The 26,992-nt window shown below is 74.4% G+C and carries 25 protein-coding genes and 1 riboswitch; of the genes, 5 read left to right on the forward strand and 20 right to left on the reverse strand.

All coding sequences use genetic code 11. From position 1 onward, the window contains the following. Positions 1–21 precede the first annotated feature (21 nt). Both dapA and ACX9I7_RS14485 read right to left on the reverse strand, forming a co-directional pair. Complete coding sequence (dapA, locus tag ACX9I7_RS14480; protein WP_126913603.1) at positions 22–927, reverse strand: 4-hydroxy-tetrahydrodipicolinate synthase; 906 nt, start codon at positions 925–927, stop codon at positions 22–24. Between the two features lie 97 nt (positions 928–1,024). Further along, the gene (locus ACX9I7_RS14485) at positions 1,025–2,854 is read right to left on the reverse strand and encodes an endonuclease/exonuclease/phosphatase family protein (protein WP_459387552.1); all 1,830 of its coding nucleotides are present in this window, start codon (positions 2,852–2,854) and stop codon (positions 1,025–1,027) included. Positions 2,855–3,118: 264 nt separating this feature from the next. On the opposite strand from ACX9I7_RS14485, the gene ACX9I7_RS14490 reads away from it, so the two are divergent. Together ACX9I7_RS14490 and ACX9I7_RS14495 are read left to right on the forward strand one after the other, a co-directional pair. Beyond that, a complete protein-coding gene (locus tag ACX9I7_RS14490) occupies positions 3,119–4,618 on the forward strand; it encodes a hypothetical protein (protein ID WP_358630123.1) in 1,500 nt (499 codons plus the stop codon). A gap of 134 nt (positions 4,619–4,752) precedes the next feature. Further along, positions 4,753–5,829 carry an LLM class flavin-dependent oxidoreductase gene (locus ACX9I7_RS14495; RefSeq protein ID WP_459387553.1) on the forward strand — a complete coding sequence of 359 codons (1,077 nt, stop codon included), beginning with the start codon at positions 4,753–4,755 and terminating at the stop codon, positions 5,827–5,829. On the opposite strand, the gene ACX9I7_RS14500 is transcribed toward ACX9I7_RS14495, so the two are convergent. Next, positions 5,777–6,943: a TerD family protein gene (locus tag ACX9I7_RS14500; protein WP_459387582.1), complete on the reverse strand. Its 1,167-nt coding sequence runs from the start codon at positions 6,941–6,943 to the stop codon at positions 5,777–5,779. The two genes, ACX9I7_RS14495 and ACX9I7_RS14500, sit on opposite strands and share 53 nt — an antisense overlap. 121 nt (positions 6,944–7,064) lie before the next feature. Here ACX9I7_RS14500 and ACX9I7_RS14505 point away from each other — a divergent pair, with 121 nt between their 5' ends. After that, positions 7,065–8,246 (forward strand): serine hydrolase domain-containing protein, encoded by a 1,182-nt coding sequence (locus ACX9I7_RS14505; protein ID WP_459387554.1) that lies wholly within the window; start codon positions 7,065–7,067, stop codon positions 8,244–8,246. Between the two features lie 320 nt (positions 8,247–8,566). On the opposite strand, the gene ACX9I7_RS14510 is transcribed toward ACX9I7_RS14505, so the two are convergent. Together ACX9I7_RS14510 and ACX9I7_RS14515 are read right to left on the reverse strand one after the other, a co-directional pair. Beyond that, complete coding sequence (locus tag ACX9I7_RS14510) at positions 8,567–9,235, reverse strand: response regulator transcription factor (protein WP_459387555.1); 669 nt, start codon at positions 9,233–9,235, stop codon at positions 8,567–8,569. Then, the gene (locus ACX9I7_RS14515) at positions 9,232–10,512 is read right to left on the reverse strand and encodes a sensor histidine kinase (RefSeq protein WP_459387583.1); all 1,281 of its coding nucleotides are present in this window, start codon (positions 10,510–10,512) and stop codon (positions 9,232–9,234) included. Before ACX9I7_RS14515 ends, ACX9I7_RS14510 begins: the two co-directional genes overlap by 4 nt. 68 nt (positions 10,513–10,580) lie before the next feature. Here ACX9I7_RS14515 and ACX9I7_RS14520 point away from each other — a divergent pair, with 68 nt between their 5' ends. Beyond that, entirely contained in the window at positions 10,581–11,681 is a 1,101-nt protein-coding gene (locus ACX9I7_RS14520) for an amidohydrolase family protein (protein WP_459387556.1), read from the forward strand. Between the two features lie 205 nt (positions 11,682–11,886). After that, complete coding sequence (locus ACX9I7_RS14525; protein ID WP_459387557.1) at positions 11,887–12,864, forward strand: SCO1860 family LAETG-anchored protein; 978 nt, start codon at positions 11,887–11,889, stop codon at positions 12,862–12,864. A gap of 48 nt (positions 12,865–12,912) precedes the next feature. Here ACX9I7_RS14525 and cobC read toward each other — a convergent pair whose 3' ends face one another. The 15 genes from cobC to ACX9I7_RS14600 form a co-directional block, all read right to left on the reverse strand. Continuing rightward, positions 12,913–14,127, reverse strand: coding sequence for an Rv2231c family pyridoxal phosphate-dependent protein CobC (gene cobC / locus ACX9I7_RS14530; RefSeq protein WP_459387558.1), 1,215 nt, complete (start codon positions 14,125–14,127; stop codon positions 12,913–12,915). 4 nt (positions 14,128–14,131) lie between these two features. Beyond that, positions 14,132–14,512 (reverse strand): cobalamin biosynthesis protein, encoded by a 381-nt coding sequence (locus ACX9I7_RS14535; protein ID WP_387577845.1) that lies wholly within the window; start codon positions 14,510–14,512, stop codon positions 14,132–14,134. Continuing rightward, entirely contained in the window at positions 14,509–15,894 is a 1,386-nt protein-coding gene (locus ACX9I7_RS14540) for a cobyrinate a,c-diamide synthase (RefSeq protein WP_459387559.1), read from the reverse strand. The genes ACX9I7_RS14535 and ACX9I7_RS14540 overlap by 4 nt, the downstream gene beginning before the upstream one ends. After that, the gene (cobO, locus tag ACX9I7_RS14545; RefSeq protein WP_189454944.1) at positions 15,888–16,487 is read right to left on the reverse strand and encodes a cob(I)yrinic acid a,c-diamide adenosyltransferase; all 600 of its coding nucleotides are present in this window, start codon (positions 16,485–16,487) and stop codon (positions 15,888–15,890) included. The genes ACX9I7_RS14540 and cobO overlap by 7 nt, the downstream gene beginning before the upstream one ends. Further along, entirely contained in the window at positions 16,487–18,595 is a 2,109-nt protein-coding gene (locus ACX9I7_RS14550) for a putative cobaltochelatase (protein ID WP_459387560.1), read from the reverse strand. Before ACX9I7_RS14550 ends, cobO begins: the two co-directional genes overlap by 1 nt. Beyond that, positions 18,595–20,169, reverse strand: coding sequence for a cobyric acid synthase (locus tag ACX9I7_RS14555; RefSeq protein WP_459387561.1), 1,575 nt, complete (start codon positions 20,167–20,169; stop codon positions 18,595–18,597). The genes ACX9I7_RS14550 and ACX9I7_RS14555 overlap by 1 nt, the downstream gene beginning before the upstream one ends. Before the next feature lie 8 nt (positions 20,170–20,177). Further along, positions 20,178–21,140 carry a cobalamin biosynthesis protein gene (locus ACX9I7_RS14560; RefSeq protein WP_459387562.1) on the reverse strand — a complete coding sequence of 321 codons (963 nt, stop codon included), beginning with the start codon at positions 21,138–21,140 and terminating at the stop codon, positions 20,178–20,180. Positions 21,141–21,197: 57 nt separating this feature from the next. Further along, a riboswitch (cobalamin riboswitch) is annotated at positions 21,198–21,317 on the reverse strand. Positions 21,318–21,444: 127 nt separating this feature from the next. Beyond that, the gene (gene amaP / locus ACX9I7_RS14565; RefSeq protein ID WP_459387584.1) at positions 21,445–22,041 is read right to left on the reverse strand and encodes an alkaline shock response membrane anchor protein AmaP; all 597 of its coding nucleotides are present in this window, start codon (positions 22,039–22,041) and stop codon (positions 21,445–21,447) included. Between the two features lie 43 nt (positions 22,042–22,084). Continuing rightward, positions 22,085–22,702 carry a DUF6286 domain-containing protein gene (locus ACX9I7_RS14570; protein WP_387577856.1) on the reverse strand — a complete coding sequence of 206 codons (618 nt, stop codon included), beginning with the start codon at positions 22,700–22,702 and terminating at the stop codon, positions 22,085–22,087. Continuing rightward, positions 22,699–23,055, reverse strand: coding sequence for an Asp23/Gls24 family envelope stress response protein (locus tag ACX9I7_RS14575; protein WP_358216961.1), 357 nt, complete (start codon positions 23,053–23,055; stop codon positions 22,699–22,701). The genes ACX9I7_RS14570 and ACX9I7_RS14575 overlap by 4 nt, the downstream gene beginning before the upstream one ends. A gap of 3 nt (positions 23,056–23,058) precedes the next feature. Then, positions 23,059–23,259, reverse strand: coding sequence for a hypothetical protein (locus ACX9I7_RS14580; RefSeq protein WP_189454933.1), 201 nt, complete (start codon positions 23,257–23,259; stop codon positions 23,059–23,061). Positions 23,260–23,269: 10 nt separating this feature from the next. After that, the gene (locus ACX9I7_RS14585) at positions 23,270–23,746 is read right to left on the reverse strand and encodes an Asp23/Gls24 family envelope stress response protein (RefSeq protein ID WP_358216960.1); all 477 of its coding nucleotides are present in this window, start codon (positions 23,744–23,746) and stop codon (positions 23,270–23,272) included. Positions 23,747–23,870: 124 nt separating this feature from the next. Next, positions 23,871–24,662, reverse strand: a complete 792-nt coding sequence (locus ACX9I7_RS14590; RefSeq protein WP_459387563.1) for an enoyl-CoA hydratase/isomerase family protein — start codon at positions 24,660–24,662, stop codon at positions 23,871–23,873. A gap of 116 nt (positions 24,663–24,778) precedes the next feature. Beyond that, positions 24,779–25,000 carry a helix-turn-helix domain-containing protein gene (locus ACX9I7_RS14595; RefSeq protein WP_006606369.1) on the reverse strand — a complete coding sequence of 74 codons (222 nt, stop codon included), beginning with the start codon at positions 24,998–25,000 and terminating at the stop codon, positions 24,779–24,781. Positions 25,001–25,368: 368 nt separating this feature from the next. Beyond that, the gene (locus ACX9I7_RS14600; RefSeq protein WP_459387564.1) at positions 25,369–26,967 is read right to left on the reverse strand and encodes an ABC-F family ATP-binding cassette domain-containing protein; all 1,599 of its coding nucleotides are present in this window, start codon (positions 26,965–26,967) and stop codon (positions 25,369–25,371) included. Between the last annotated feature and the right edge of the window lie 25 nt (positions 26,968–26,992).

Consider the following 26,992-nt stretch of genomic DNA (forward strand, 5'->3'; position numbering starts at 1 on the left):
CCCGCCCCTTGCTGGGCGTAGTTACCGCCCGTCCGCGCCGGTCGCCTCCTCGTACGCCTCCAGCAGCGCCTCGGTGCGTTCCTGCGTCGCCGCGCGCAGCGGCGCCCGCACCGGCCCGGCCGGGAGGCCCAGCGCTCCCAGCAGGGCCTTCGCCGTGACCGTGCCGGGCAGTCCCGCGCCCATCATCTGCTCCACCAAGGGCAGGACGCGCTGGTGGAGCCGGGTCGCCTCGGCGTTCTCGCCGCGGTCGAACGCGTCCAGCACGGCGGCCAGCGCCGGGCCCGCGACATTGGCCACGGTGCTGACATAGCCCGTTCCTCCCACCGCCCGCAGCGGAAGGCTGAGCTCCTCGCAGCCGGAGTAGTAGGCGAGGCCCGTCGCCGCGATCACCTTCGAGCTGCCGAGCAGGTCGTACGCGCAGTCCTTGACCCCGGCGATGCGCGGGTGCTCGGCCAGTCGCAGCATGGTGTCGGGCTCGATGCGGGTGCCCGTGCGGCCCGGGATGTCGTAGAGCATCACCGGGACGCCCACCGCGTCGGCCACCGTGCGGAAGTGCTCCGCGATGTCCTCCTGCGGCGGCCTGCTGTAGTACGGGGTGACCACCAGGACGCCGTGGGCGCCGGCCCGTTCGGCGGCCCGGGCCAGTTCGACGGTGTGCCGGGTGTCGGCCGACCCCACCCCGGCCGTGATCCGGGCGCGGTCGCCCACGGCCTCGGCGACGGCCGTGACGAGAGCGGTCTTCTCCGCGTCGGTGGTGGTCGGCGACTCGCCGGTGGTGCCGCTGAGGACGAGGCCGTCGCAGCCGCCCTCCGTGACGAGGTGGCCGGCGAGCCGCTGCGCGCCGTCGAGGTCGAGTGCGCCGTCGGCGGTGAACGGGGTCACCATCGCACAGACCGTACGGCCGAAGGGCTCGGTGGTGGTTGACATGGCGTAAACGCTCCGGGTTTCAGGTGCCTCCCCGGATTCTGGGCCCTTCGACCGTACAGGTCTATTTAAATGTTCTGAGCGAATCGCTCAAGCGATGCTACGGCTTCCAGCGCAGCACCTGCGGGTCGTGGTCGCTCGCCTGGTCGGCGAACTCGGCGTTGATGTGGACGATGTCGTAGTCCACGCGGCTCACATGGCGGCTGGTGAGGATGTGGTCCAGCACCTGGGAGTTGCCCTGGAAGACGTAGCCGTACCGTTCCTTCGCGGGGAGCTTGGTGACCTGGTCGGTCAGGGCGCCGCCGGCGGTGAGGGCCTTGAGGGCGGGGGAGAACTGGTAGTCGTTGAGGTCGCCCGCGACGATCACGTTGGCGTTCCGGTCGGCGGCGAGGAGCTGCTTGACGAAGCCGTTGACGAGCTTCGCCTGCGCCAGCCGCTGGGTCTCGGACGTCCGGGCCGGGGGCTGGAAGCGGCTGTCGAGGCCCTGGTCGCCGCCCTTGGAGTTGAAGTGGTTGGCGACGACGAAGACGTCCTTGCCCCGGAAGGAGAACTGGCCGGCCAGCGGCTTGCGGCTGTTGGTCCAGGCGGCGTCGTCCGGCTGGATCCGGCCGGGGGAGGCGGAGAGGCCGGCCTTGCCGCCTTCACGGACCACCCGCACGGCGGTGGTGGAGTCACCGCCGGGGACGTCCTTGAACGAGACCCGGGCGGGGTTGAAGAGGAAGGCGGTGCGGATGTTGCCGCCCGGCTGGCCGCCGTCCTTGCCGTCGACGGGGTCGATCTGCCGCCACAGGTACTTGGGGCCGCCCGCGGCGGCGATGGCGTCGGTGAGCTTCGTCAGCGTCTGCGTGGCGTCCACGACGCCGCCGTTGGTCGTGCCGTCGTTGTCCTGGACCTCCTCCAGGGCGACGATGTCGGGCGAGGCGAGGTTGGTCACCAGGGCGCCGGCGAGGCGGTCGAACTTCGCCTGCGGGGTCTTGGGGGAGAGGTTCTCCACGTTGTAGGTGGCGACGGCCAGCTCGTCGTTCCGCTGCTTGCGCGTGGTCTCGCGCTGGAGCTTGTGGTCGGCGAGCGCGCCGAGTTCGGTGGCCTGGATGGTGTAGCCGCCGTGGTTGTCGTAGTCGAGCGGGCCCGCCGTTTTCCCGGAGAGCTCGTCACCGACGTTCGCGACCGGGAAGGGGTGCTGGGCGTAGGGGAGGAGGGAGGCGATCTTCACCCGGCCGGCGTTGGGGTCGGCGTAGGAGCCGTAGAGGGTGCCGCCGCGCGCGGTGCGGTCGTGCCGGGGCACCGCGGTGACCCACAGGTCCTTGTACTCGCTGGTGGCGCCGACGACGGGGGCGTCGACGACCTCGACCCGCATGCCCTCCAGGGACTCCAGGCGGTCCAGCGCGTAGCGGCGGGGCTTCAGCGGCAGCGACTCGATGGAGCCGCCGTGTGTGTCGGGCGCGTAGCGGGACGGCAGCGAGGCCGCGTTCAGCCGGACGGCGGCGGGCAGGGCGTTGCCGGAGGACTTCACGGTCACGGTGGGCTTGGTCAGCTGGGTGACCGACTGGCCGCCCGCCGCCTCGCCGCCGGGGTAGTACTCGGTGACGGTGCCCGAGACGAGCACGGAGTCGCCGACGGCGACGGCCGGGGCGGTCGCCCCGGTGAAGACGAAGATCGCCTCGCTGGTGGCCTCGTCGCGGTCCGGGTTCGGGTCCTGGACCCAGAAGCCGCGGGCGGAGCCGAAGTTCTTCACGGCCGTGACGACACCCGGCACGTCCGTGACCTGCTTGCCGGCGAACGGCGAGATACGCGTGGTGCCCTGGATGTCATGGATGCGGACACCGGCGTCGGCGGCGCTCGCGGACTGGGCCGGGGCGATCAGCCCGGCCGCGAGCGCGCCGGCTATGAGGGAGCCGACGGTCGCGGCACGGCGGCGGTGGGACAGCACAAAGTCCTCCGGTGGGAGCGATGAGGGGGCGACCTGCTTGCCGATCGGATGAGATCACATACCGTCATCCGAGCAACGAGTGATCTACGCGCGTCAATGTCCGCTGATTTCCAGCCAGTTGTCAAGGGTTCGCGGGCAACCCGTGGACGAACCGCCGGTAACGCTCCACGCGACGCGCGAGCCGGCGCGGAAAACCCGTCTAAGGTGGGGCACTGCGCGCCCGGGACCGCGGCGCGGCCGTCACGACGAGGAGATGCCCCCCTGATGTCAGGAGACCGCCCGACCATGCCGCCGGTGCGGCTCCCCTCCGACGCGGAGCTCGCACGCGACGCGCTGTCCGCGCCGCTGTTCGCCCGCGCCGCGAAGCTCGCCCGCTGGGCCGGCGAGGGCACCCCGGTCGGCGCGGGCGGCGAGCTCCTCGCCGGGCAGCTGAAGACGGCGACCGGGCTGCTCGGCCTGGAGGACGACGAGGACGGCCCCGCCTACGCGGCCGAGGCCTGGCAGTTGGCCCTCGACACGGGCCTGGTCGAATTCACCGAGTCCCCCGACGAGTCCGCCGACGCCTCCCCGGACGAACCCCAGGGCACGGCCGTCGCCGGCGAGGAGCTGGCCACGCTCACCTCCGGCAGCCCCCAGGACATCCTCGACCTGTGGCTCGGCGGCCTGGAGACCGTCCTGGCCGACGCCGCCGCGCCCGACCTGGGCGACCTCGTCGAGCAGCTCTCCGAGGGCGGCGACGGCGACCTCGACCTCGACGCGATCGACTGGAACCCCGAGGAGGAGGCCGACTTCCTCGACGGCGTCCTCGGCAACCTCTACCTGCTGACCGCGCTCGACGAGGGCTCGCCCGACCGCCCCGTCCCGCTGCCCGCGCTCGCCGCCTCCATGATCGTCCCGGACGACATGGACGAGCCCACGGACGACGTCCTCGAAGAGGTCTCCGACGCGATGATGCGCCTGGACGACCAGTTCCGGATCCTCGCGCCGACCGGCCTGGTGCGCTACCAGCCGGTGGACGAGTCCCTGATCGAGGTCGTCGACGGCGAGGGCCACATCCGGGAGTCCGTCGACGGCGTGACCTCCGACCTGCCCGAGGAGGAGGACGTCAGCCGCTACGGCATGGTGGCCCTCACCCCCCTCGGCCTCTTCGCCGTACGGTCCCGCATGCTCGACGCCGGCATCGACGCCCCGGCCGTCGGCGACCTCGCCGACTCCCCCGCCGAGGACCTCCTCGCGGCGCTCCCCGGCCACCCCGGCTTCGCCGTCCGCGCCGAGGCCGAGCTGTGGCTCGCCCGCCGCACGCCGCTCGACGCGGCCCGCGAGCTGCTCGCCGCCGCGCGCGGCGCGGACGACGAGGCGCCGGCGCGCCGGCTCGTCTGCCAGCAGACGCTCTCGCTCGTCGGCGCCGACGCCGAGCCCGCGCTCCGCGAGGTCCTCGACGACCTGCAGCTCGGCGGCCTCGCCCGCGTCTGGCTCGCCGAGCACGGCGCGACGGACGTCCCGCCGCCCGGCGAGGACATGATCTTCTGGCTCACCGTCGATACGATCGCCGCCCGGCTCGACACGGAGGCCGACGACCCGGAGGAGCTCCGCGAGCTCGTCGAGAGCCTGGTGAGCGGGCACGGCGGCTTCTTCGACGCGGTCTGGCGGGTGGAGCACCCGGCGACGGCGGACGTTCTTGAGGCGATGGGGCGCCTGCACCCGGACAAGGCGACGGCGAAGGCCGCCCGCAAGGCGGCCTTCAAGGCCCGCTCGCGGGGCTGACCCTTCCCATGCCGGGGGCGCCTGTCGTTTCCGGGTAGCCCCCGGTGGGTTTTTCCGCGCCTTCGGCGCGGGTTCTACCCCACCCCGCCCCCGACCCACGGGAATCCCGCGCACCCCCCAGCGTTGACCTGTACGTGACGTACAAGCTCTCCGTACTCGACCGTTCCCGCACCCGCCAGGGCGACGAGCCAAGCGCGGCGCTGCGCGACACCGTGGCGTTCGCCCAGCAGGTCGAGAACCTCGGCTACCACCGCTTCTGGGTGTCGGAACACCACAGCGTCCCCGGCGTCGCCGGCTCCGCCCCCACCGTCCTCGCAGCCGTCGTCGCCGCCGCGACCTCCCGCATCCGCGTCGGCACCGGCGGCGTGATGCTGCCCAACCACCGCCCCCTCGTGGTCGCCGAGCAGTTCGGCGTCCTCGCTTCCCTCTTCCCCGGCCGGATCGACATGGGCCTCGGCCGCTCGGTCGGCTTCACGGACGGCATCCGGCGAGCCCTGGGCGTGGAGAAGGACGCGATGGGCGACTTCGAGGACCGGCTGGCGGAACTGGCGGGCTGGTTCACGGGGGAGCCCGCCCCGTACCCCGGGGTGCACGCCCTGCCCGCCGAGGGACTCCGGCCCCCGCTGTTCGTCCTCGCCAACGAAGCGGGAGCCGACGTGGCGGCCCGAGCCGGCGCGGCACTGGTCATCGGCGGCCTCAAGGGCGAAGGAGCGATGGCGGCCGCCATCGAGCGCTACCGGACGGGCTTCGTCCCCTCCGTATGGCGGGAGAAGCCCTACGTGATGGTTGCGGGGAACGTGGCCGTCGCGGAAACGAGGGACGCGGCCCGCCGGCTGCTCGTCCCCGAGGCGTGGGCCCTGGCCCACTCACGGACACACGGCGTGTTCCCGCCCCTCCGCTCCGCCGAGGAGATCGAGGGGAAACTGGTCCCCTCGATGTCACAGCGGGAGCGCGGCTTCTACGAAGCCGCGCTGCGCGGCCACATCCACGGCACCGAGGGCGACGTGACGGCCGCCCTCGGCTCCCTCGTGGCCCGCACCGGGGCCGACGAGGTGCTGGTCACGACCAGTACGTACGACAGGGCCGCGCTCCTGGACTCCTACCGGCGGCTGGCCGGGGCGGTGGGAGCCACGGCGCCGGCGGTCGCGGCGACTGGGGCTACAGCGCCTGCGCCGCCGGCTTCACCAGATCCCGCACCGTCTTGGCCTTGACGAAGTCGCCCAGGGCCGTCATCTCCCACTCGCCCGAGTACTGGCGGATGAACTTGCACATCAGGACGCCCGTCTGGGCCTCGGCGCCGGTCAGGTCGAAGCGGACCAGCTCCTCGCCGGTCTGGGCGTCCATCAGGCGGCAGTACGCCTTGGCCACCTCGGTGAACTTCTGGCCGTTGAAGGAGCTGACGGTGAAGACGAGGCCCGTCACCTCGGGCGGCAGGCCGCCCATGTGGACGGTGATGGTCTCGTCGTCGCCGGAGCCCTCGCCGGTGAGGTTGTCGCCGGAGTGCTGGATGACGCCGTTGAGGATCTGGAGCCGGCCGAAGTAGCAGGCGTCGATCATGTTGCGGTCGGGGCCGTAGGCGATGACCGAGGCGTCGAGGTCGATGGCCCGGCCGTTCCAGGCGGGCTCCCAGCCGAGGCCCATCTTGACCGAACGGGTCAGCGGCTGACCGCCCTTGACCAGGGAGACGGTCTCGTTCTTCCGGAGGCTCACCCGGCCCTTGTCCAGGTTGATCTTCCCGGGGACGACGGGCGGGGCGGCCGGAACCGGCGGCACGACGGGGGCCGCCGCGACGGGGGCGACCGGGGCCGGGGCGGCGGGCGCCGACGCCGCCGGCTCGTCCACGCTCACGCCGAAGTCCGTGGCGATGCCCGCCAGACCGTTGGCGTACCCCTGACCCACCGCACGGAGCTTCCACGCGCCGTTGCGCCGGTAGATCTCCACGACCACCAGTGCCGTCTCCGTGTCCAGCCGGGGCGGGGTGAACGTGGCGATCACCGCGCTGTCGTCGGCGCCGCGCACGGTCGCCGTCGGCTCGGTGCCGGCGAAGGTGGCGCCCTGGGCGTCCGGGCTCGCGGTGACCACGATCTTGTCGATGCCGGCGGGGACGGCCGCCGTGTCGACGATGATCGCGTCGGGCGTGGCGCCGGAGGCGGCACGGTGCGTCACACCGGGGGCGCTGGGCTGGTTGTAGAAGACGAAGTCGTCGTCGGAGCGCACCTTGCCGTCGGCGGTGAGCAGCAGGCCCGAAACGTCGAGCCGCACGGGGGCGGTGACGTCCACCGTCACACGGGTGACGGAGAGCGGGATGTTCGAGCCGGGTGTCATAGCGGTCATGTACGAGGTAACGAGCCATGACCCTTTGCGGTTCCATGACCCGGGGGTCGAATCGGGCCGGGAATATTCGAACGCGGTCGGAGGCTGTGCAACCCGTCAATCGACTTTGATCATGGGGGAGCACATGTCGGACAACGGCAACGCGCACATCGCACAGGGGACTGTCGCCGAGGGCTTCGAGCCCGTGCGCGAGGCGTTCGAGGCCACGCTGGCGCAGGAGCGCGCCGGGCACTCGGCGCAGCTGGCGGCGTATGTGGACGGCAGGCGGGTCGTGGACCTGTGGGGCGGGCCGGAGATCACGGGGGAGTCGCTCACCGGCGTGTTCTCGTCCAGCAAGGGCGCGGCGCACCTCGTCGTGGCCCTGCTCGTCCAGGACGGCACGCTGGACCTGGACGAGGAAGTGCGCCACTACTGGCCCGAGTTCGGCTCGGCGGGCAAGGAGCACGTCACGCTGCGCGACCTGCTGGCCCACCGCGCGGGTGTCGTGGGGGTCGAGGGCGGGTTCCCCCTCAAGGAGCTGGCCGACGACCGGCTCATCGCCGAGCGGCTGGCGGGCCTGCGCCCGTTCTGGCGTCCGGGCACGGCCTTCGGCTACCACGCGCTGGTGATCGGCGCCCTGACCGGCGAGGTCGTCCGCCGGGCCACGGGGCGGACGCTCCAGGAGGTGTACGAGGACCGGATCCGCGCCCCGTACGGCCTGGACTTCTACCTGGGCCTGCCCGAGGAGCAGGAGCACCGCTGGCTCTCCACCCAGCCGATGGATCCCACCCCCGAGCAGAAGCGGGAGTTGGCGCAGGGCGCCGTCGGACCCGACAGCCTCCAGGGCATAGCCTTCAACGCCGGTGACCCGCAGTTCGCGAACGGCATCCAGTCCCTGCCCAACTTCCGCGAGGTGCGGGCCGGGGGGCAGGCGTCCGCCGGTGGTGTGGCCTCCGCGCGGGGGCTGGCCGGGATGTACGCGGCGGCGATCAGCGGGGTGGACGGGAAGGCGCCGCTGCTGACGGCGGAGACGGCCGCCCGTTTCGCGGAGATCCACTCCTTCGGGCCCGACGTGGCCCTGGGCGGCATGACCCACGCGTTCGGTCTGGGCTTCGCGGCGACGAGCGTGGACTATCCCTTCCTGGGTGCGCGTTCCTTCGGGCACGGCGGTGCGGCGGGCTCGCAGGCCTTTGCCGACCCGAGTGTGGGTCTGGCCTTCGGCTACAACCGCCGTCGCTTCGCGTACCCGGGGGGTGCGGCGCCGGAGGCGGGGGTGCTGGCGAAGGTCGTTCGCGACTGCGTCGTCCGCGGCTGACGGGTTGCGGTGTAGGCCGGTCGTGGGTGGTGGGTCGGGGGCGGGGTGGGGTGGACGGGCCCTTACGGGGCTGAGCTCTTCGCGGCCCCTGGTATCAGTCGGGGCACCCGGCCCTTGCCTCCAGCGGCGAAGAGCTCCTTACGCCCCTACCAGGGCCCGTCCACCCCACCCCGCCCCCTCATGTCACCCCATGCCCGTGGCTGAGCGATCCGTGCCGGGTAATCGGGCGGGCGGGTGGGCGAAACCCGCGCCGCCAGGCGCGGGCACCACCCACCGGGGGCACCCGGAAAGTCGGCGGAACCCCGCGCGGGAGGCGCCCGTCAGCCGGGGCTGACGAAGCCGCATTCGTACGCGGCGATGACCGCCTGCGTACGGTCCCGCACCCCGAGCTTGGCGAGGATCCCCGCCACATGCGTCTTGACCGTGGCGGCCCCGAGCACCATCCGCGCGGCGATCTCCGCGTTCGACAGTCCGGTCGCCAGCAACCGCAGCACCTCCGCCTCGCGTTCGGACAACTGTTCCCGCAGCGCCGCCGCCCTGGCGTCGCTCCGGGGCGCCGCGTGGGCGGCGGCCAGGGCGCGTACGGCGGCGGGGAAGAGCAGCGAGTCGCTGTGGGCCACCAGCTTCACGGCCTGGACGAGTTCGTCGGCGCCCGCGCGCTTGAGGAGGAAGCCGGACGCCCCGGCGCGCAGCGCGTCGTACACGTAGGCGTCGTTCTCGAAGGTGGTGACGACGATGACGCGCGGCGGGTCGTCCGTCCCGGCCAGGATCCGCTCGGTGGCGCGGATGCCGTCGACCTCGGGCATCCGGACGTCCATCAGTACGACGTCGGGCCGGAGCGCGCGCACCACCGACACCGCTTCGGCCCCCGTGCCCGCCTCGCCGACGACCTCCACGCCCGGCTCGGCGCCCAGGATCGCCCGCAGGGCGGTGCGGACGAGGTGTTCGTCGTCCGCGAGGACCACGCGTATCGGCTCGGTCGTGGTCACCGCGCCTCACCCCGCAGCGGCAGCCGGGCCGAAAGGCGCCATACGCCGTCGTGTTCGCCGGCCTCGCTGGTGCCGCGCAGCAGCCGGGCGCGCTCGGCGATGCCGGTGAGGCCGCGGCCGCCGCCGGGGCGGGGGACGCCGGCCCGGGTGCCGGGTTTCACGGGGTTCTCCAACAGAATCTCCAAGGTGTCGTCGTGCACGGCGACGCTCAGCCGCACGGGCACGTCGCCCGCGTGCCGCAGGGCGTTGCCGAGACCTTCCTGCACGATCCGGTAGGCCTCGCGGGAGGGCACCGGGGGGATCTTCTCCAGGCCGCCGGGCGGCAGGGCGCACTCGACCCTGCCGCCCGCCGCGCGGGTACGTTCCAGCAGGCCGCCGACGTCGGCCAGGGTGGGCGCCGGGGCGGTGGGGGAGGAGCCGTCCTCGCGCAGCAGCCCCAGCACCGCGTCGAGTTCGCCGACCGCCTCGCGCGCGGCCTCCTCGATCGCGGCCAGGGCCTGCCAGGCGAACTCGGGGTCGTGGTCCAGGACCCGGCGCGCGGCGCTCGCCTGGAGGCTCACCGCGCTCAGCGCGTGCCCGACCGAGTCGTGGAGTTCGCGCGCCAGCCGGTTGCGCAGGGCCAGTCGGTGGGCGTGCTCCTCGGCCGCCGCGAGCCGGTCCGCCGCCGTGGCGCCCAGCAGGACGGGCGCCCAGCGCGCCAGCAGCGAGCCCGCCGCCCAGGACGTGCCGACGACCAGCGCCAGCAGCGCGCACCCGGCCACGGGCGCGAGCAGCACGCCGGGGCCGGTGAAGACGCGCAGCCAGGCGACCTCGGCGAGCTTGCCCGGCCCGTCCAGGAAGGGCAGGACGATCAGGTACAGCGCCGCCGGCGGCGTGGCCAGCGACATCCCGCTCACGACGGCTCCCGCCGCCAGGTGCAGCGCGCACCACGCGGCCGTCCGGCCCCGGGCGGCCCACGACCGGCCCGGCTCCAGGGCCAGCTCCTCCCGGGGCACCCCGCACAGCACCCGGGCCGCCTCGCCCTCGAAGGGCCTGACGAGCGGATGCAGAGCCGTGACGGCCACCGGGCCGAGCGCGAGGAAGAGCACGCCGAACTGCCGGACGAGGGAGGAGGAGAAGAGGATGTTGCCGTCCGGCCGGAACAGCGACACCAGCGTGTTCGTCAGCAGATAGAACGGCATCGACAGGGCGCCGCCCAGCAGCAGGTGCACCCACCGTAACCGGGCGCGTCGGCCCAGCACCGCGCTCATCGGGCGCCGGAGCGCGGCCCTCACCATCACGCGCACAGGGTAGATCACTTGGGGGACGGGGGGTTCGGTGCGCCCCTACCTCGTACAGTGCCTGCATGGACGACGGCGCGGTGCTGCACATCAAGGGACGGATACTCGTCGGACCGGACCCGCTGGACGGGGTGCGCGACGAGCTGTGGGTGGTGGGCGGGCGGATCACCTTCGACCGGCCGGCCGGGGCACGGGACGTCACCACCGTCGCGGGGTGGGTGCTCCCCGGCCTGGTGGACGCCCACTGCCACGTGGGGCTCGACGCGCACGGCGCGGTCGACGAGGCGACGACCGAGAAGCAGGCGCTGACCGAGCGTCACGCGGGCGCGCTGCTGCTGCGCGACGCCGGGTCGCCGTCCGACACCCGCTGGATCGACGAGCGCGAGGACCTGCCGCGCATCATCCGCGCGGGCCGGCACATCGCCCGCACCCGCCGTTACATCCGCAACTACGCGCATGAGATCGAGCCCGAGGACCTGGTGGCCTATGTGGCGCGGGAGGCGCGGCGCGGGGACGGCTGGGTGAAGCTGGTGGGCGACTGGATCGACCGGGAGACGGGCGACCTGGGCGCCTGCTGGCCGCGCGGCGCGGTCGAGGCCGCCATCGCCGAGGCCCACCGGCTGGGCGCCCGGGTCACGGCCCACTGCTTCGCCGAGGAGACCCTCGCCCCGCTCGTGGAGGCGGGGATCGACTGCATCGAGCACGCCACGGGGCTGACCGAGGAGACGATCCCGCTCTTCGCCGAGCGGGGCGTGGCCATCGTCCCGACGCTGGTCAACATCGCCACCTTCCCCCGGCTCGCGGACGGCGGCGAGGGCAAGTTCCCGCGCTGGGCGGACCACATGCGCCGGCTGCACGCGCGCCGCTACGCGACGGTGGGCGCCGCTTATGACGCGGGAATCCCCGTCTACGTCGGCACCGACGCGGGAGGTTCGCTGCCGCACGGCCTGGTCGGCCAGGAGGTCGAGGAACTGGTCAAGGCGGGCATCCCGACGGCGGCCGCGCTGTCGGCGGCCACGTGGGGAGCACGGGCGTGGCTGGGGCGGCCGGGCCTGGAGGAGGGCGCCCCGGCGGACCTCGTCGTCTACGACGCCGACCCGCGCGCGGATGTACGGGTGCTCGGCGCGCCGAGCAGGGTGGTGCTGCGGGGGCGCGTGGTGGCTTGAGCCGGTGGGCTCAGTGTGCCGTGCGGGTACTCCTGCGGCCGTTGGCTCGAATACGAGCACGAAACCCACCCTTTGGAGTGAACTGGCGGTAGAGCGCCGCCCGTTCACCCTCCCGGCCCCGAACATTGCGGAGTCAAGCCGTCAGCGCGCGATGTCCCCCATTGGCGCGCCGGCGGCTCCTTTCTCCCGTGGGGGTTCCACACACGTGTTCAGCACCACCAGCTCTTCCTTCGGCATGCCCGCGCACCGGTTCGCCGCCCTGGCCGCGACGGTCACCGCGACCGCGCTCGCCCTGGGCGCCGCGTCCGTGCCCGCGAGCGCCACCGACACCGGATCCGGCTCCGGGACCGGGACCGGCCGGGCCGACGCGACCGTCCTGCGGACCGGGCTCGACGTCTCCCTGCTCGGCAAGGCCGCGCACGTCCCCGTCGAGGCCGCCCTCAATGACGTCCACGCGCCCGCCGACGCCTCGAAGGCCGCGCTCACCGTCACCCTCGACGGCATCGAGGGCGGCAAGGCCGTCGACATCCTGCGCGCCGAGGCCGCCACCTCCCGCGCCACGGCCGACCGCCGGGCCGCCAAGGGCTACGCCAACCTCGTCCACGCCAAGGTGCACCTGCCCGGCCTGCCCCTGCGCTCGCTCATCGAGCTCCAGCAGGTCACCTCCGAGGCCGTCTGCGAGGCGGGCGCGAAGCCGAAGGCCACCGCCAACCTGTTGGGCTCGGTCTCCGTGCTCGGCAAGAAGGTCACCCTCACGCCGAACGGCCCGACCAAGGTGACCGTGCCGGGGGTGGGCGACGTGCGGCTGGACCTGTCGAAGACCGTCACCACCTCCCGCACCGCCGCCGCCACCGCGCTCGACCTGGACGTCTCCGTCGACCCGCTGGCGCTGGGCGTGGCCAAGGTGGTGGGCAAGGTGACGCTGGTACGGGCCTCCTGCGAGTCCCCGGCGGACCGGCCCTCGGACCCGGTGAAGCCCGGCACCGGCGTCGGCACGGAGGCGAAGCAGGCATCCGCCGAACGGACCGCCGAACCGGCCGGCCACGACCTCGCCGAGACCGGCGGCGGCTCCGCCACCCCCTACATCGCCGCCGCGGCCGGGCTGCTGGTCGTCGGAGGAGGGGGCGCCCTCATCGCCGCACGGCGCCGCAAGGAGAGCCGCCGGGAGGAGGGCCAGGGCTGAGCGGGCGGCCGCGGGACGGCTCCGGGACGGCCGGATGCCCCGGGGTGCTCAGCGCGTCGGCCGTGCCTCGGTCAGGTCGTTGGCGGTGGGCCCGCCACCGTCCGTGCCGGCCGCGGGGCCGGACGTGCCGTGGTCCGCGCGCGGGGCGGGCGGTCCGTCCGTCGTGGCGGCGGACCGGCCGCGCAGGTCGTCCAGGGCGGTCCGCAGGGCCGTGGCGAAGCGGTCCGACGTCGCGCGGTCCCGGACCGCGAGGCGGAGGTAGTCCGGGCCCAGCCCCGGGAACGTGTCGCCCCGGCGCACCGCGAAGCCGAGGCCGCGCAGCCGCGACCGCACCGCCGCCGCCCCCGGCAGCCGGACCAGGACGAACGGTCCCGCCGCCGGGCCCTGCACGGTCAGCTCCGGGAACTCCGCGAGCCGGGCCAGCAGATGGGCCCGGTCGGCGGCGGTCACGTGCGCCGCGAGCGCGGCCTCGGCCATCGCGCGCGGCGCGCTGCACGCCTCCGCCGCCACCAGCGCCGGTGACGAAACCGGCCACAGCGGCTGGGCCCGTTCCAGCGCGGCCACGGTGTCGGGCGCGGCGAGCACGTAGCCGACGCGCAGCCCCGCCAGGCCCCAGGTCTTGGTGAGGCTGCGCAGCACGACGAGCCCCGGCAGGTCGGTGCGGGAGGCCAGCGACTCCCGTTCGACCGGCACCGCGTCCATGAACGCCTCGTCCACCACCAGGATCCGGCCCGGTCGCGCCAGCCGGGCCAGGGTGCCGGCCGGGTGGAGCACGGAGGTGGGGTTGGTGGGGTTGCCGACGACCACCAGGTCCGCGTCCCCGGGCACCGCGCGCGGGTCGAGCCGGAACCCGTCCTCCGGGGTCAGCACGACGCGCTCCACCGCGTGCCCGGCGTCCCGCAGGGCCGCCTCCGGCTCGGTGAACTGCGGGTGCACCACCACGGCCCGGCGCACCGGCAGGGCCCGCGCCAGCAGGACGAACGCCTCCGCCGCCCCCGCCGTCAGCAGCACCCGCTCCTCCGGCAGCCCGTGCCGCGCCGCGACGGCCCGCCGGGCGGCACGCCCGTCCGGGTACGCCGCGAGCGTGCCCAGCGACTCCGCTATCCGCTCCCGCAGCCACTCCGGGGGCGTCCCGGTCCGCACGTTGACGGCGAGGTCGGTCAACTCGGCGCCCATGCCGCGTACTTCCACGTCCCCGTGGTGCCGGAGGTCGGGCTCGGGGGTCGGCGCGTGAGCGGTGCGCGCGGATTGGGATATGTGCATGAAATCAGACGGTACAGGCGATCGCGCACGTCGCTCGCGCGGACTTCCGCTTCCCCACGAGAAGGACGGCCCCCGGCCCGGCCGACAGGAGCGCGGCCGCCTCCGCGACGCTCGCCACGCCCACCGCCGCGCGGGCCGCGTCGGAGGGGTGGGGCACGGGCTGGGCGGCGAGGGCGCCGGGGCCGTACGCGGTCAGGGGCACCCCCAGGCGGCGGGCCGCCGCACGCAGCCCGGGCTCGTCCGCCTTGACGTCGATGGTCGCGAGGGCGGCGATCGCGGCGCCGACGGCGCCCGCCTCCTCGATGCTCCGTTCGACGAGTGACACCACTTCGTCGCGGGACACGCCCCGGCAGCCGCCGACGCCGATGTGGAGCGCGCCCCTCATCGCCGGGCGCGCGCGACGAGGCGGGACGCCGTGCCGGGGGCGCCCGCCCAATGGGTGTGGAGGTAGGAGGCGTGCACGCCGCCCTGGACGAAGCCCTCCACCTGACGGCGGGGGTGGGTGAACCCCCACGCGGGGGTGGCGCCCGCCGCCGGCTCGATCACCGTGCGGTGGAACTCGTGGCCCCGGACGCGGGTGCCCGCGGCGGCGAGCGGGTTGTCGGCGATCGCGACGGCGTCGCGGTAGCCGAGCGTGAGCCGCTCCGACATCCGGGCGTCGGCGTCGAGGACGCCGCACATGGGCTTGTCGTCGAGGGTGCGGGCCAGGTAGAGCAGGCCCGCGCACTCGGCGGCGATCGGGGCCCCCGAGCGGGCCAGCTCCGCCACGGCCGTGCGCAGGGGCTCGTTGGCGGAGAGCTCCGCGGCGTACATCTCGGGGAAGCCGCCGCCGATGACGATGCCGCTGGTGCCCTCGGGGAGGGCCTCGTCGTGAAGGGGGTCGAAGGTGACGACCTCCGCGCCGGCGGCGGTGAGCAGCTCCGCGTGCTCGGCGTACGAGAACGTGAAGGCCGGGCCGCCGGCCACGGCGATCACGGGGGCATATCCAGCCCCTCCGGCGTTTGAGGAGCGGGGGTCCGGGGGCGGAGCCCCCGGGGACGGGTCCCACGGCTCCTCCGCCAGCGGCGGGGCGCTGTGGGCCAGAGCGAGGAGGGCCTTCAGGTCGCAGCCCTGCCGGACGCGCGCGGCGAACTCCGCCACCGCCTCCACCGCGTCCGCGCGCCGCTCGGCCACGGGGACCAGGCCCAGGTGGCGGGACGGCGTGTGCACCTGCCCGGCGCGCCGCACGGCGCCCAGCACCGCCACCCCCGACTCCTCCAGCGCCTCCCGCAGCAGCGCCTCGTGGCGGTCCGAGCCGACCTTGTTGAGGATGACGCCCGCGACCCGGACCTCCGGGTCCCAGGAGGCGAAGCCGTGCACCAGCGCCGCCACCGACCGCGACTGCGACGACGCGTCGACGACGAGCACCACCGGCGCCCGCAGGAGCTTCGCCACATGGGCCGTGGAGGCCAGCTCGCCCTGCCCGGCCGCGCCGTCGTACAGGCCCATGACGCCCTCGACGACCGCCACGTCGCAGCCCGCCGCCCCGTGGAGGAACAGCGGGGCCACGCGCTCCGGGCCGCACATATAGGCGTCGAGGTTGCGGCCCGGGCGGCCGGTCGCGAGGGCGTGGTAGCCCGGGTCGATGTAGTCGGGACCCACCTTGTGGGGGGAGACCGCGAGCCCCGCGTCCGCGAAGGCCCGCATCAGGCCGGTGGCCACCGTGGTCTTGCCGCTGCCGGAGGCCGGCGCGGCGATGACCAGGCGGGGGACGTGCGTACTCACCACTCGATGCCCCGCTGGCCCTTCTGACCGGCGTCCATCGGGTGCTTGACCTTGGACATGTCCGTCACCAGATCCGCGAAGTCCAGCAGCTTCTCCGGGGCGTTGCGGCCGGTGATGACGACGTGCTGGGTGCCGGGGCGGTCCCGCAGCACCTCGATCACCTCGTCCGTGTCGATCCAGCCCCAGTGCATCGGGTACGCGAACTCGTCCAGCACGTAGAGCCGGTACGTCTCCGCCGCCAGGTCGCGCTTGACCTGCTCCCAGCCCTCCCGCGCCTTCTCCTCGTTGCTCAGTTCGGAATCGCGCTGGATCCAGGACCAGCCCTCGCCCATCTTGTGCCAGTCGACCGTGCCGCCCTCGCCGGAGGCGCCCAGCACCCGCAGCGCGTTCTCCTCGCCGACCTTCCACTTCGCGGACTTCACGAACTGGAACACCCCGATCGGCCAGCCCTGGTTCCAGGCGCGCAGCGCCAGCCCGAAGGCCGCCGTCGACTTGCCCTTGCCGATGCCGGTGTGGACGAGGACCAGCGGCCGGTTGCGGCGCTGACGTGTGGTGAGCCCGTCGTCGGGTACGACGGTCGGCTGTCCCTGGGGCATTACGCGGCCCTCCGTGAGTCGGTGTTCCGTACGGTGCGTACCAGCGCGGAGACATTCTCCGCGCGCAGGTCGTCGAGGGTCACGACCGGCCCGCCGAGCGCCCGGCCCAGCTCGCCCGCCAGGCCGAGCCGCACCGGACCGGCCTCGCAGTCCACGACCACCGACGCGATGCCGGAGCCCGCGAGCAGCCCGGCCGCGCGCGCGGCGCGCGCCAGCGGTTCCACGCCGCCCGTCGCCCGTCCGTCGGTCACGACGACCAGCAGCGGACGGCGCGACGGATCGCGCATGCGCTCCACGCGCAGTACCTCGTGGGCCTGGAGCAGGCCCGCCGCCAGCGGCGTCCGGCCGCCCGTCGGCAGCTTCTCCAGCCGGGCCGCGCCCGCCTCGACGGACGACGTCGGCGGCAGCGCCACCGTCGCGCCGGTGCCCCGGAACGTCACCATCCCGATCTTGTCGCGGCGCTGGTAGGCGTCCATCAGCAGGGAGAGCACCGCGCCCTTGACCGCGCTCATCCGCTTGCGGGCCGCCATGGAGCCGGAGGCGTCCACGACGAACAGCACCAGGTTTCCCTCGCGCCCCTCGCGCACGGCTTCGCGCAGGTCGTCGCGTCGGACGACCAGCCCGGGACCGCCCCGGCCCCGCGCCCGCTGGTGCGGGGCGGCGGCCTGGACGGTCGCGGCGAGGTGCAGCTTCGACAGCGCGCCCCCGCGCGGCCGGCGCGCCCCCGTCGTCCGGCCGTGCGCCGTGAGCGCGCGCGAGCGGCGCCCGTCGGCGCCCTCGCCGAGGCCGGGGACGGTGAACCGCCGGGTCCGGAACGGCTCAGCGGCTGCGACAGCGGGGGCCTCCCCGCCGTCGTCGCTCCCGGAGGCCGACGCCTCCTGCCGGGCGCGCTCGTGCCCCGGCTCCTGACGCTGCGGCGGTACGTCGTCCGTGGTGGCGGCCGGTCCGTCGCCCGCCCCCTGCGGAGGCTGACCACCGCCGTCCGGGCCGCCACCCGGTCCGTCGTCCGGGCCCTCCGGGCCCTCGGGGCCGTCACCGTCCGGCTCAGGACCGTCCGGCTCCGGTTCCGGCTCGGGCTCCTCGTCCTCGAACCCGGCGAGGATCTCGTCCAGCCTGTCCTCGTCCAGACCGGGCGCGTCGAAGGGGTTCCGGCGGCGCCGGTGGGGCAGCGACAGCAGTGCCGCCTGTCGTACGTCCGCCGTCGTGACATCCGTTCGCCCCGCCCACGCGGCCAGCGCGGCAGAGGTGCGCGCTGTCACGATGTCCGCGCGCATCCCGTCCACCTCGAACCCGGCGCACACCGCCGCGATCCGGCGCAGCGCGCCGTCCCCGAGCCGTACGCCCGGCAGCAGCGCCCGCGCGGCCGCGATGCGCTCGCGCAGCGCGTCCTCCTCCGGCGCCCACTTGGCGGCGAAGGCCGCCGGGTCCTCGTCGAAGGCGAGACGTCGGCGCACGACCTCGACGCGCTCCTCGGTCTCGCGCGAGGCCGCGACCTCGACGGTCAGCCCGAAGCGGTCGAGGAGCTGCGGGCGCAGCTCGCCCTCCTCGGGGTTCATGGTGCCCACGAGGAGGAAGCGGGAGGCGTGGCGCACGGAGACGCCCTCGCGCTCGACGGAGGAGACACCGGTCGCCGCCGCGTCCAGCAGGCTGTCCACGAGGTGGTCGCCCAGCAGGTTGACCTCGTCGACGTAGAGCACGCCCCGGTGCGCGGCGGCCAGCAGGCCGGGCTCGAACGCCTTGACGCCCTCGCCCAGCGCCCGCTCGATGTCGAGCGAGCCGACGAGGCGGTCCTCGGACGCGCCGACGGGCAGCTCGACCATCCGCGCCGGGCGGGCCGCACCGGCATCGTCCGCGTCGCCGCCCGCGTGGGGACCGTCCGGGCAGTGGGGGTCCGGGGCCGCCGGGTCGCAGGAGAACCGGCAGCCCGTGACGGTCACGACCTCGGGCAGCAGCGCCGCCAGGGCCCGGACGGTGGTGGTCTTCGCGGTGCCCTTCTCGCCGCGCACGAGGACGCCGCCGATCGACGGCGAGATCGCGTTGAGCAGGAGGCCCAGCCGCATGTCGTCCATGCCGACGATCGCGGTGAACGGATAGGTGGACGAGGACATCAGCGGTTGCCTCCCTGGAGGGAACGGGTCAGTGGCGGCGCCCCGGGCGGTATGAACGGCAGTCCGCCCGGCACCCCGTCCTCGATCAGGCGCAGCAGCGCGTCCGTGTCCGCGTGCTCCTCGACGAGGTCGCCCAGCCGGTCGAGCTGCTCCTCCCGCAGCGCCCCGAACGACGTGTCGGGCGCGGGGACGAACGCCCGTCCGGCCGCTTCCGCGACCCGGCGCAGGAACGCCCGGCGGAAGCCGTCGCTCTCCAGCGAGCCGTGCCAGTGCGTGCCCCACACCGCGCCCACCCGGCACCCGTCGAGGAACGGCTCGTCCCCGCCCAGCACCTCGGCCACGCCGTGGTGGATCTCGTAGCCCTCCACGTGCTCGCCCAGGGCCTCGCCGACCGGCCGGGCCAGGGTCTTCTCCACCGCGAACCGCACGCGCACCGGCAGCAGGCCCAGGCCCTCGACCGTGCCCGCCTTCGACTCGACGTCGTCGTCGATCCGCTCGCCCAGCAGCTGGAAGCCGCCGCAGACGCCCAGCACCGGGCGGCCCTCCGCCGCCCGCCGCGCGAGGGCGTCGGCGAGCCCGCGTTCGCGCAGCCACGCGAGCGCCCGTACCGTGCCGCGCGTGCCGGGTACGACGACCAGGTCGGCGTCGGCGAGCTCCTCGGGGCGGTCCACGAACCGCACGACGACGCCGGGTTCGGCGGCCAGCGCGTCGACGTCCGTGAAGTTCGACATCAGCGGCACCGCGCACACGGCGACCCGCAGGACGTCCGCGCCGTGCGGCGGGGCGACCACGGACTCGCGGACCGCGCCGCGCAGGGACACCCGCAGGCCGTCCTCCTCGTCGATGCCCAGGCCGTGGGCGAACGGCAGCACGCCGAACGTCCGCCGGCCCGTCAGGTCGCGCAGCATCTCCAGCCCAGGCTCCAGCAGGCTCACGTCGCCCCGGAACTTGTTGACCACGTAGCCCGCTATCAGCTCCTGGTCCTCGGGGGAGAGCAGCGCTGTCGTACCGAAGAAGGAGGCGAAGACGCCGCCCCGGTCGATATCGCCGACGACGACCACGGGCAGGCGCGCGGCGCGGGCGATGCCCATGTTGACGATGTCGGAGCGGCGCAGGTTGATCTCGGCGGGGCTGCCGGCGCCCTCGCAGATCACGGCGTCGTGGGTGCGCCGCAGCTCGGCCAGGCACTCCGTCACCGTGCCGAACAGCTGCTCCTGGCGTCCCGCGTGGTAGCCGCGGGCGCTGAGTTCGCCCACCGGCTTGCCCATGAGGACGACCTGGCTGCTGCGGTCGCTGCCGGGCTTGAGCAGCACCGGGTTCATGAGCGCGCTCGGCTCGACGCGGGCGGCGGCGGCCTGCATCGCCTGCGCGCGCCCTATCTCCGCGCCGTCGCGCGTCACGAAGGAGTTGAGGGACATGTTCTGCGCCTTGAACGGCGCGACCTTGACGCCCTTGCGGACCAGCCAGCGGCAGATGCCGGCCGTGACCACGCTCTTGCCCGCGTCCGAGGTGGTCCCGGCCACCAGCAGGCCCCCGCCCGGCGGGCCCGTGCGCCCGCTCCTGTCGGCTGTCACCGAGACTGTCACCGATTCCTCCCCGCGTTCCTGAACAGGCTGCCCACCGTACGGGCCGTGACCGCCGTCCCCAGGGCCAGCAGCGACACCCGGCGCGAGAGCCGGACCGCGCGCTCGATGTCCGCCGTCCGCACCGGACGGTTCTCCTCGCCCAGCACCGGGCGGTGCTCGACGCGCCCCGCGTAGGCGAGGGTGCCGCCGAGCCGTACGCCCAGGGCCCCGGCGAAGGCGGCCTCGACCGGCCCGGCGTTGGGGCTGGGGTGGCGGGAGGCGTCGCGCCGGGCCACGCGCAGCGCGCCGCGCGGGTCGGGCCCGGCGAGGACCGTGAGCGCGGCGGTCAGCCGGGCGCCCGGCCAGCCGACGACGTCGTCGAGCCGGGCCGACGCCCAGCCGAACCGCCGCAGCCGGGGCGACTTGTGACCCACCATGGCGTCCAGGGTGTTGACCGCCCGGAAGCCCACGAGCCCGGGCACGCCCCCCAGGGCGCCCCAGACGAGGGCGCCCACGACGGCGTCGGAGGTGTTCTCGGCGACGGACTCCACCACGGCCCGGGCGATCTGCTGCGCGTCCAGCGCCTGCGGGTCGCGGCCGCACAGGTGCGGCAGCCGCTCCCGGGCGACCTCCACGTCCCCGGCGGCCAGCGCGCCGCCGATGGCCCGGGCCTCCCGGCCCAGGGACGTGCCGCCCAGGACGGACCAGGTGGCGGCGGCGGTCAGCGCGATCTCGGCCGCGCGGTGGCCTCGCGCGGCGCGGGCCAGCAGCCCGGCCCCGGCGGCCGCGCCACCGGCGCAGACGAGGGCGTGGAGCGTGCCGTACCCCCGGTGGTCGCGCCACAGCCGGCGTTCGACGGCCTGCGCGGCCCGGCCGAACGCGGCGACGGGATGGCCGCGGCGGGGGTCGCCGAGGAGCAGGTCGCAGGCGAACCCGAGGGCGGCGCCGTACGCGAAGGAGAAGCGATCGCGGCCGGGCATGGCGAAGCGGTGTCCTCACTCAGGGTCCGCGCCCTGGCTCGACGTGACGGCGACCAGAGTCTCCTGGCTCCCGGATCCGCGCCGCCCCCGGCCTTCCGGCTCGCGCCGTGGCCATCGGTTGGGGGGACACTCCCCGGTGACAGTGGCGGGACCGCGCCGGATTCGCACCGGCTTCCTCTGCTGTCGCCGTTTGGCTCCGGAAGTCCACCACGCGGTGGGAAGGGGCGTCAACTCGCCCTGACCTGCGCCCCCGCCGTCGCCACGGGGGAGAAGCACCGACGGCGGCGAGCGGGGCGGAGCCCCGTCACCCCACCCGTTCCGCCCGGTGCCGCACGGCCCGCAACCGCACCTCCGTCGGGAGGCGCGTCAGCCCGGCCGACACCCGCGCGTGGCGCAGGACTTCCTCGCGCAGCCGCGCCAACGCCACCCCCGGTGCCCCGCGCGCCCCCAGTGTCAGGACGATCCGTGCCCGGGGCGCCGTCCGGCGTCCCGACAGTACGACGGCCGCCCGTTCCACCCCCGGCAGCTCCTCGGCCTCCGCCTCCATCACTTCCTCCAGCGCCCGCCCCCGCACCGACGCCACCTCTCCGCCGCCGCTGTGGACCACCACCTCGCGCAGCCGGCCCCGGCGGGCCTGGGCCGAGAGCCACCACGCGGACAGCAGGACGACGACGGCCAGGACGGCGACGACCGCCGGCCACCACCATCCCCTGCCGCGCCACCTCCGCAGGTCCGCGGTGGGCAGCAGCACGTCGTCCGGGCCGGTGAACGGCCAGGCCGACGGCAGTTCGAAGCCCCAGTGGCGCGGCAGGTCCAGCGCGCCGATCAGCACGGCGGCGCCGAGCGCCACCAGCAGCGCTCCGGCGAGCCCGGTCAGCAGCCGGTTGACGATCCTCAGCATCGCGAGAACCACCCCGGGCACTGCGAGAACCACCCCACCCCGGTCACCTCTTCGCAGGGCGTCGTACGTGCACGGACAGGGACGGCTCCCGGGCGAGCCCCAACTCCCGGACGCCCTCGGCCAGTACGGTGTTCACGTCCGTCCGTACCTCGTCCAGGTCCCGGAAGTGGGAGCGGGCCCGGGCGCGGACCACGCGCCGGCCCACGTCGACGCGGACGGCCTGGACGCCGGGGACCTCCATCACCCGGTCGCGCAGCACCAGGGCCGCCGCCCCGCGCTCCAGCCCGGCGTGGACCCCGTCGTCGCCCGCGCCCTCCGCGCGGCGCATCGGCAGCACTCCGCGCAGGCCCGGGGTGAGGGCGAGGACGAGCAGCCAGCAGCCGGCGAGGACGGCCACCACCGCGCCGGCGACCACCAGTCCGTCACCGAGGTGACGGGTCGCCAGCTCATGGGCCAGGTGCCGGCGCCAGGCCATGGCGGGGCGGCCGGCGCGGACGGCGGCGACGTCGTAGAGGAAGAGCCCGGCGACGGTCAGGGTCACCGCCGCGACCAGCGTGGCGGGCAGCCTGCGCGGGGAACGGAAGCGGGGGACGCGGCCGCCCCCGACGGCCCGGGGCGCCTCCTCCTCGGCCGTCTTCTCCAGTGACACGGGACCGCTCATCGCACCCGCACCCCCGACAGCCGGCCGGTGTGCGCGGAGTGCAGCCGCTCGACCGTGATCAGCACCTCGGGCACCTCCATGCCCGTCAGTTCCCCGACGCGCTCGGCGATCCGCTCGCGCACGGCGCGGCAGCGGGCGCCGATGTCGGCGGGGTAGTCCAGCTCCACGAGGACCCGCACCCGGGCGGAGCCGTCATGGACGACGACGCTGGCGCGCGGGGGCGCGTGGTCCTCGGCGGGGGCCGTGGCGCCCAGCGCCTCCAGGGCCGCCCGGGAGGCGATCTTCGCGACGACACGGTCGGCGATCCGGGTGGCGCCGCGCTCGGCGGGCACCACCGCGCGTCCTCCCCCCACGCCCTACCTCCCGTGCCGGTCGCGGTCGCGCGGGCGCAGCAGCCGGGAGAACTCGCCCGGCTCCACATCGCCGTCCAGGAGCCGCCCGCCCACGAAGCCCACGATGCCCAGCGCCGCGACCAGCAGAAAGGCGCCGAACCCTCCGAAGTAGCCGGCGAATCCGAGAGCCATGCCGGCGATCATGCCGGCCACGGCCATGCTCATCACGCGCTCCTCACTGGAGCCTGGGCTCCGGCTCTTCCTCTTCCTCGTCCGGCAGCTTGACGTCGGTCACGGCGATGTTGACCTCGACGACCTCCAGGCCCGCCATCCGTTCCACCGCCGAGATGACGTTTTCCCGCACCGCGTGGGCGACATCCGCGATGGCGACGCCGTACACCACGACGATCTCCAGATCGAGGGCCGTCTGGACCTCGCCGACCTCCGCCTTCACCCCCCGGGCGACGGACCGTCCGCCGGGCACCCGGTCGCGGACGGCCCCGAAGGTGCGGGACAGTCCGCTGCCCAGGGCGTGGACGCCGACCACGTCGCGGGCCGCGAGCCCGGCGATCTTCTCCACGACGCCGTCGGCGATGGTGGTGCGGCCCCGCTCGGCGGGAGCGGGCAGCTCCCTGCCCGGGCCGGGGTGCCGGCTCGGGGCGGGTCCGGACTTCTGACCGGTCTGGTGGGGCTGACTCGATGTGTCGGTCATCGGCGCTCGCCTCTCTTCCCGTCACTAGCCACCATAGGCGGGGTCGCCGCGTCCCGCTCGGGTGACGGTGGGCGAGTCCGGGTCGCCGCCGGTCAGCGGGACGGGGTGCGCGAGGCGCGCGTCGTCACTCCCCGAGGCCCGCGAGGTCGCGCAGCCGGCGCGCCTGCGCCGCGCGCTCCGCGACGCGCTGCTCCTCGTACGTACGGCCGAGCGCGCCGCGCAGCAGGGCCTTGGTCTCGACGACCGCGTCGCGCGGGGCCGCCAGCAGGGCGGCGGTGAGGTCGGCGGTGGCGGCGGGGAGCTCCGCGAGGGGGACGACCACATTGGCCAGGCCGATGCGCTCGGCCTCGGCGGCGTGGACGAAGCGGCCCGTGGCGCAGATCTCCAGCGCCCGGGCGTAGCCCACCAGCGACACCAGCGGGTGAGTGCCCGTCAGATCGGGCACCAGGCCCAGGCTGGTCTCGCGCATGGCGAACTGCGCGTCCTCGGCACAGACGCGCAGGTCGCAGGCGAGGGCGAGCTGGAAGCCCGCGCCGATGGCATGGCCCTGCACGGCGGCTATGGAGACGACGTCGGCGCGCCGCCACCAGGTGAACGCCTCCTGGTACGCGGCGATCTCGGCGTCCAGCGCCTCGTCGCCGCCGCGTGCCAGATCCAGGAAGGACGGCTCGCCGTCGAAGCCCTCGGGCGTGAACGCCTGCCGGTCGAGGCCGGCGGAGAAGGACTTGCCCTCGCCCTGGAGCACCACGACCCGCACGGTGCCCGGCAGCCGCCGTCCCGCCTCGGTCAGCGCCCGCCAGAGCGCGGGCGACTGAGCGTTGCGCTTGGCGGGGTTGGTGAGGGTGACGGTGGCCACCGCGTCATCGACGGTGAGCCGTACGCCGTCCTGGTCGAGCAAGGTGTCGCTGGCAGTCATGGGGGCCTCCGTATTGCCCGCAGTCATCTTGGTTGACTGCACAGTAACCACCCGGACGGCCGGTCGGCCGACCGGGTGGGACTGTCCTGACCGCTGTTCTCACAAGGTGCGCGGCGTCAGGCCGAGGCGGCCTTCTTGCCGCGCGTCGCTCCACCGCGGCCCCGCAGGACCACGCCGGATTCGCTGAGCATCCGGTGGACGAAGCCATAGGAGCGACCGGTCTCTTCGGCCAGCGCCCTGATGCTCGCACCGGAGTCGTACTTCTTCTTCAGGTCTGCCGCGAGCTTTTCGCGCGCGGCGCCGGTCACCCGGCTGCCCTTCTTCAGAGTCTCGGCCACCCGTGCCTCCTCATGGGAGATGCGCCTCTTGTCTCTCATGATCACCCCTAGGCGGCCTCCTGGCCACCCATTCGGCAAGGTCCATAAGAAGTCCAAGGGAACGGACGTCCGTGTTTTCCGGCCGCGACAGGCCCTGGAGCAGGCAATTCCACATGATCCGGCTCGTACGGCCGTACGGGTGGCGGGACGAATCGGCAGGTCAGGGAGGGCCCCGCCACGCGCGGCGCGAACGGCGCCCGGCATCCCGCACAGCGCGTGCGCCGGAGCGACGGACCGTGACGGGGTACGAGCCGCCCTCACACAGATGGTGGATCACGCCTCGGCCGAATGATCGGGACCGCACTGATCAAGAGCGGCCCCGGCGCCGGTCAGGCGAGCGCCACCAGATCCGCGTAGTCCGGGCCCCACAGGTCCTCGACGCCGTCCGGGAGCAGGATGATCCGCTCCGGCTCCAGCGCGTCCACGGCGCCCTCGTCGTGCGTCACCAGCACCACGGCGCCCTTGTAGGTGCGCAGCGCGCCGAGGATCTCCTCGCGGCTGGCCGGGTCGAGGTTGTTGGTGGGCTCGTCGAGGAGGAGGACGTTCGCGGAGGAGACGACGAGCGTGGCCAGCGCCAGTCGCGTCTTCTCACCGCCGGAGAGCACGCCCGCCGGCTTGTCGACGTCGTCGCCGGAGAACAGGAAGGAGCCCAGCACCTTGCGGACCTCGACCAGGTCGAGGTCGGGCGCGGAGGAGCGCATGTTCTCCAGGACCGTGCGGTCCGGGTCCAGCGTCTCGTGCTCCTGGGCGTAGTAGCCCAGCTTGAGGCCGTGACCGGGGGTGACCGCGCCCGTGTCCGGCTTCTCGGCGCCCGCGAGCAGCCGCAGCAGCGTGGTCTTGCCGGCGCCGTTGAGGCCGAGGATGACGACGCGGGAGCCCTTGTCGATGGCCAGGTCGACGTCGGTGAAGATCTCCAGCGAGCCGTAGGACTTGGACAGGCCCTCGGCGGTGAGCGGGGTCTTCCCGCAGGACGCCGGCTCGGGGAAGCGGAGCTTGGCGACCTTGTCGGAGACGCGCACCGCGTCCAGGCCCGACAGCAGCCTCTCGGCGCGCTTGGCCATGTTCTGCGCGGCCACGGTCTTGGTGGCCTTCGCGCGCATCTTGTCGGCCTGCGAATTGAGCGCGGCGGCCTTCTTCTCGGCGTTCTGCCGCTCGCGCTTGCGGCGCTTCTCGTCGGCCTCGCGCTGCTGCTGGTAGAGCTTCCAGCCCATGTTGTAGACGTCGATGACCGAGCGGTTGGCGTCCAGGTAGAAGACCTTGTTGACGACCGTCTCGACGAGGTCGACGTCGTGGGAGATCACGATGAAGCCGCCGCGGTAGGACTTCAGGTAGTCCCGCAGCCAGGCGATCGAGTCGGCGTCGAGGTGGTTGGTGGGCTCGTCGAGCAGCAGGGTGTCGGCGTCCGAGAAGAGGATCCGGGCCAGCTCGACGCGGCGGCGCTGACCACCGGAGAGGGTGTGCAGCGGCTGGGTGAGGATGCGGTCCGGCAGACCGAGGCTGGCGGCGATCGTCGCGGCCTCCGCCTCGGCGGCGTAACCGCCCTTGGTCAGGAACTCCGTCTCCAGGCGCTCGTACTTCTTCATGGCCTTCTCGCGGGTGGCGCCCTTGCCGTTCGCCATCCGGTCCTCGTTCTCCCGCATCTTGCGCAGGACGAGGTCGAGGCCGCGCGCGGAGAGGATGCGGTCGCGGGCGAGCACGTCCAGATCGCCGGTGCGGGGGTCCTGCGGGAGGTAGCCGACCTCGCCGGAGCGGGCGATGGTGCCCGCGGCGGGGATGCCCTCGCCGGCGAGGCACTTGGTGAGGGTCGTCTTGCCCGCGCCGTTGCGGCCGACCAGGCCGACGCGGTCGCCCTTGGCGATGCGGAAAGAGGCGGACTCGATGAGGACGCGTGCGCCGGCGCGCAGCTCGATGCCGGAAGCGGTGATCACGGGGGTTCTACTCCTGGGCAGTGAT

It is taken from the genome of Streptomyces sp. L500 (assembly GCF_054551825.1).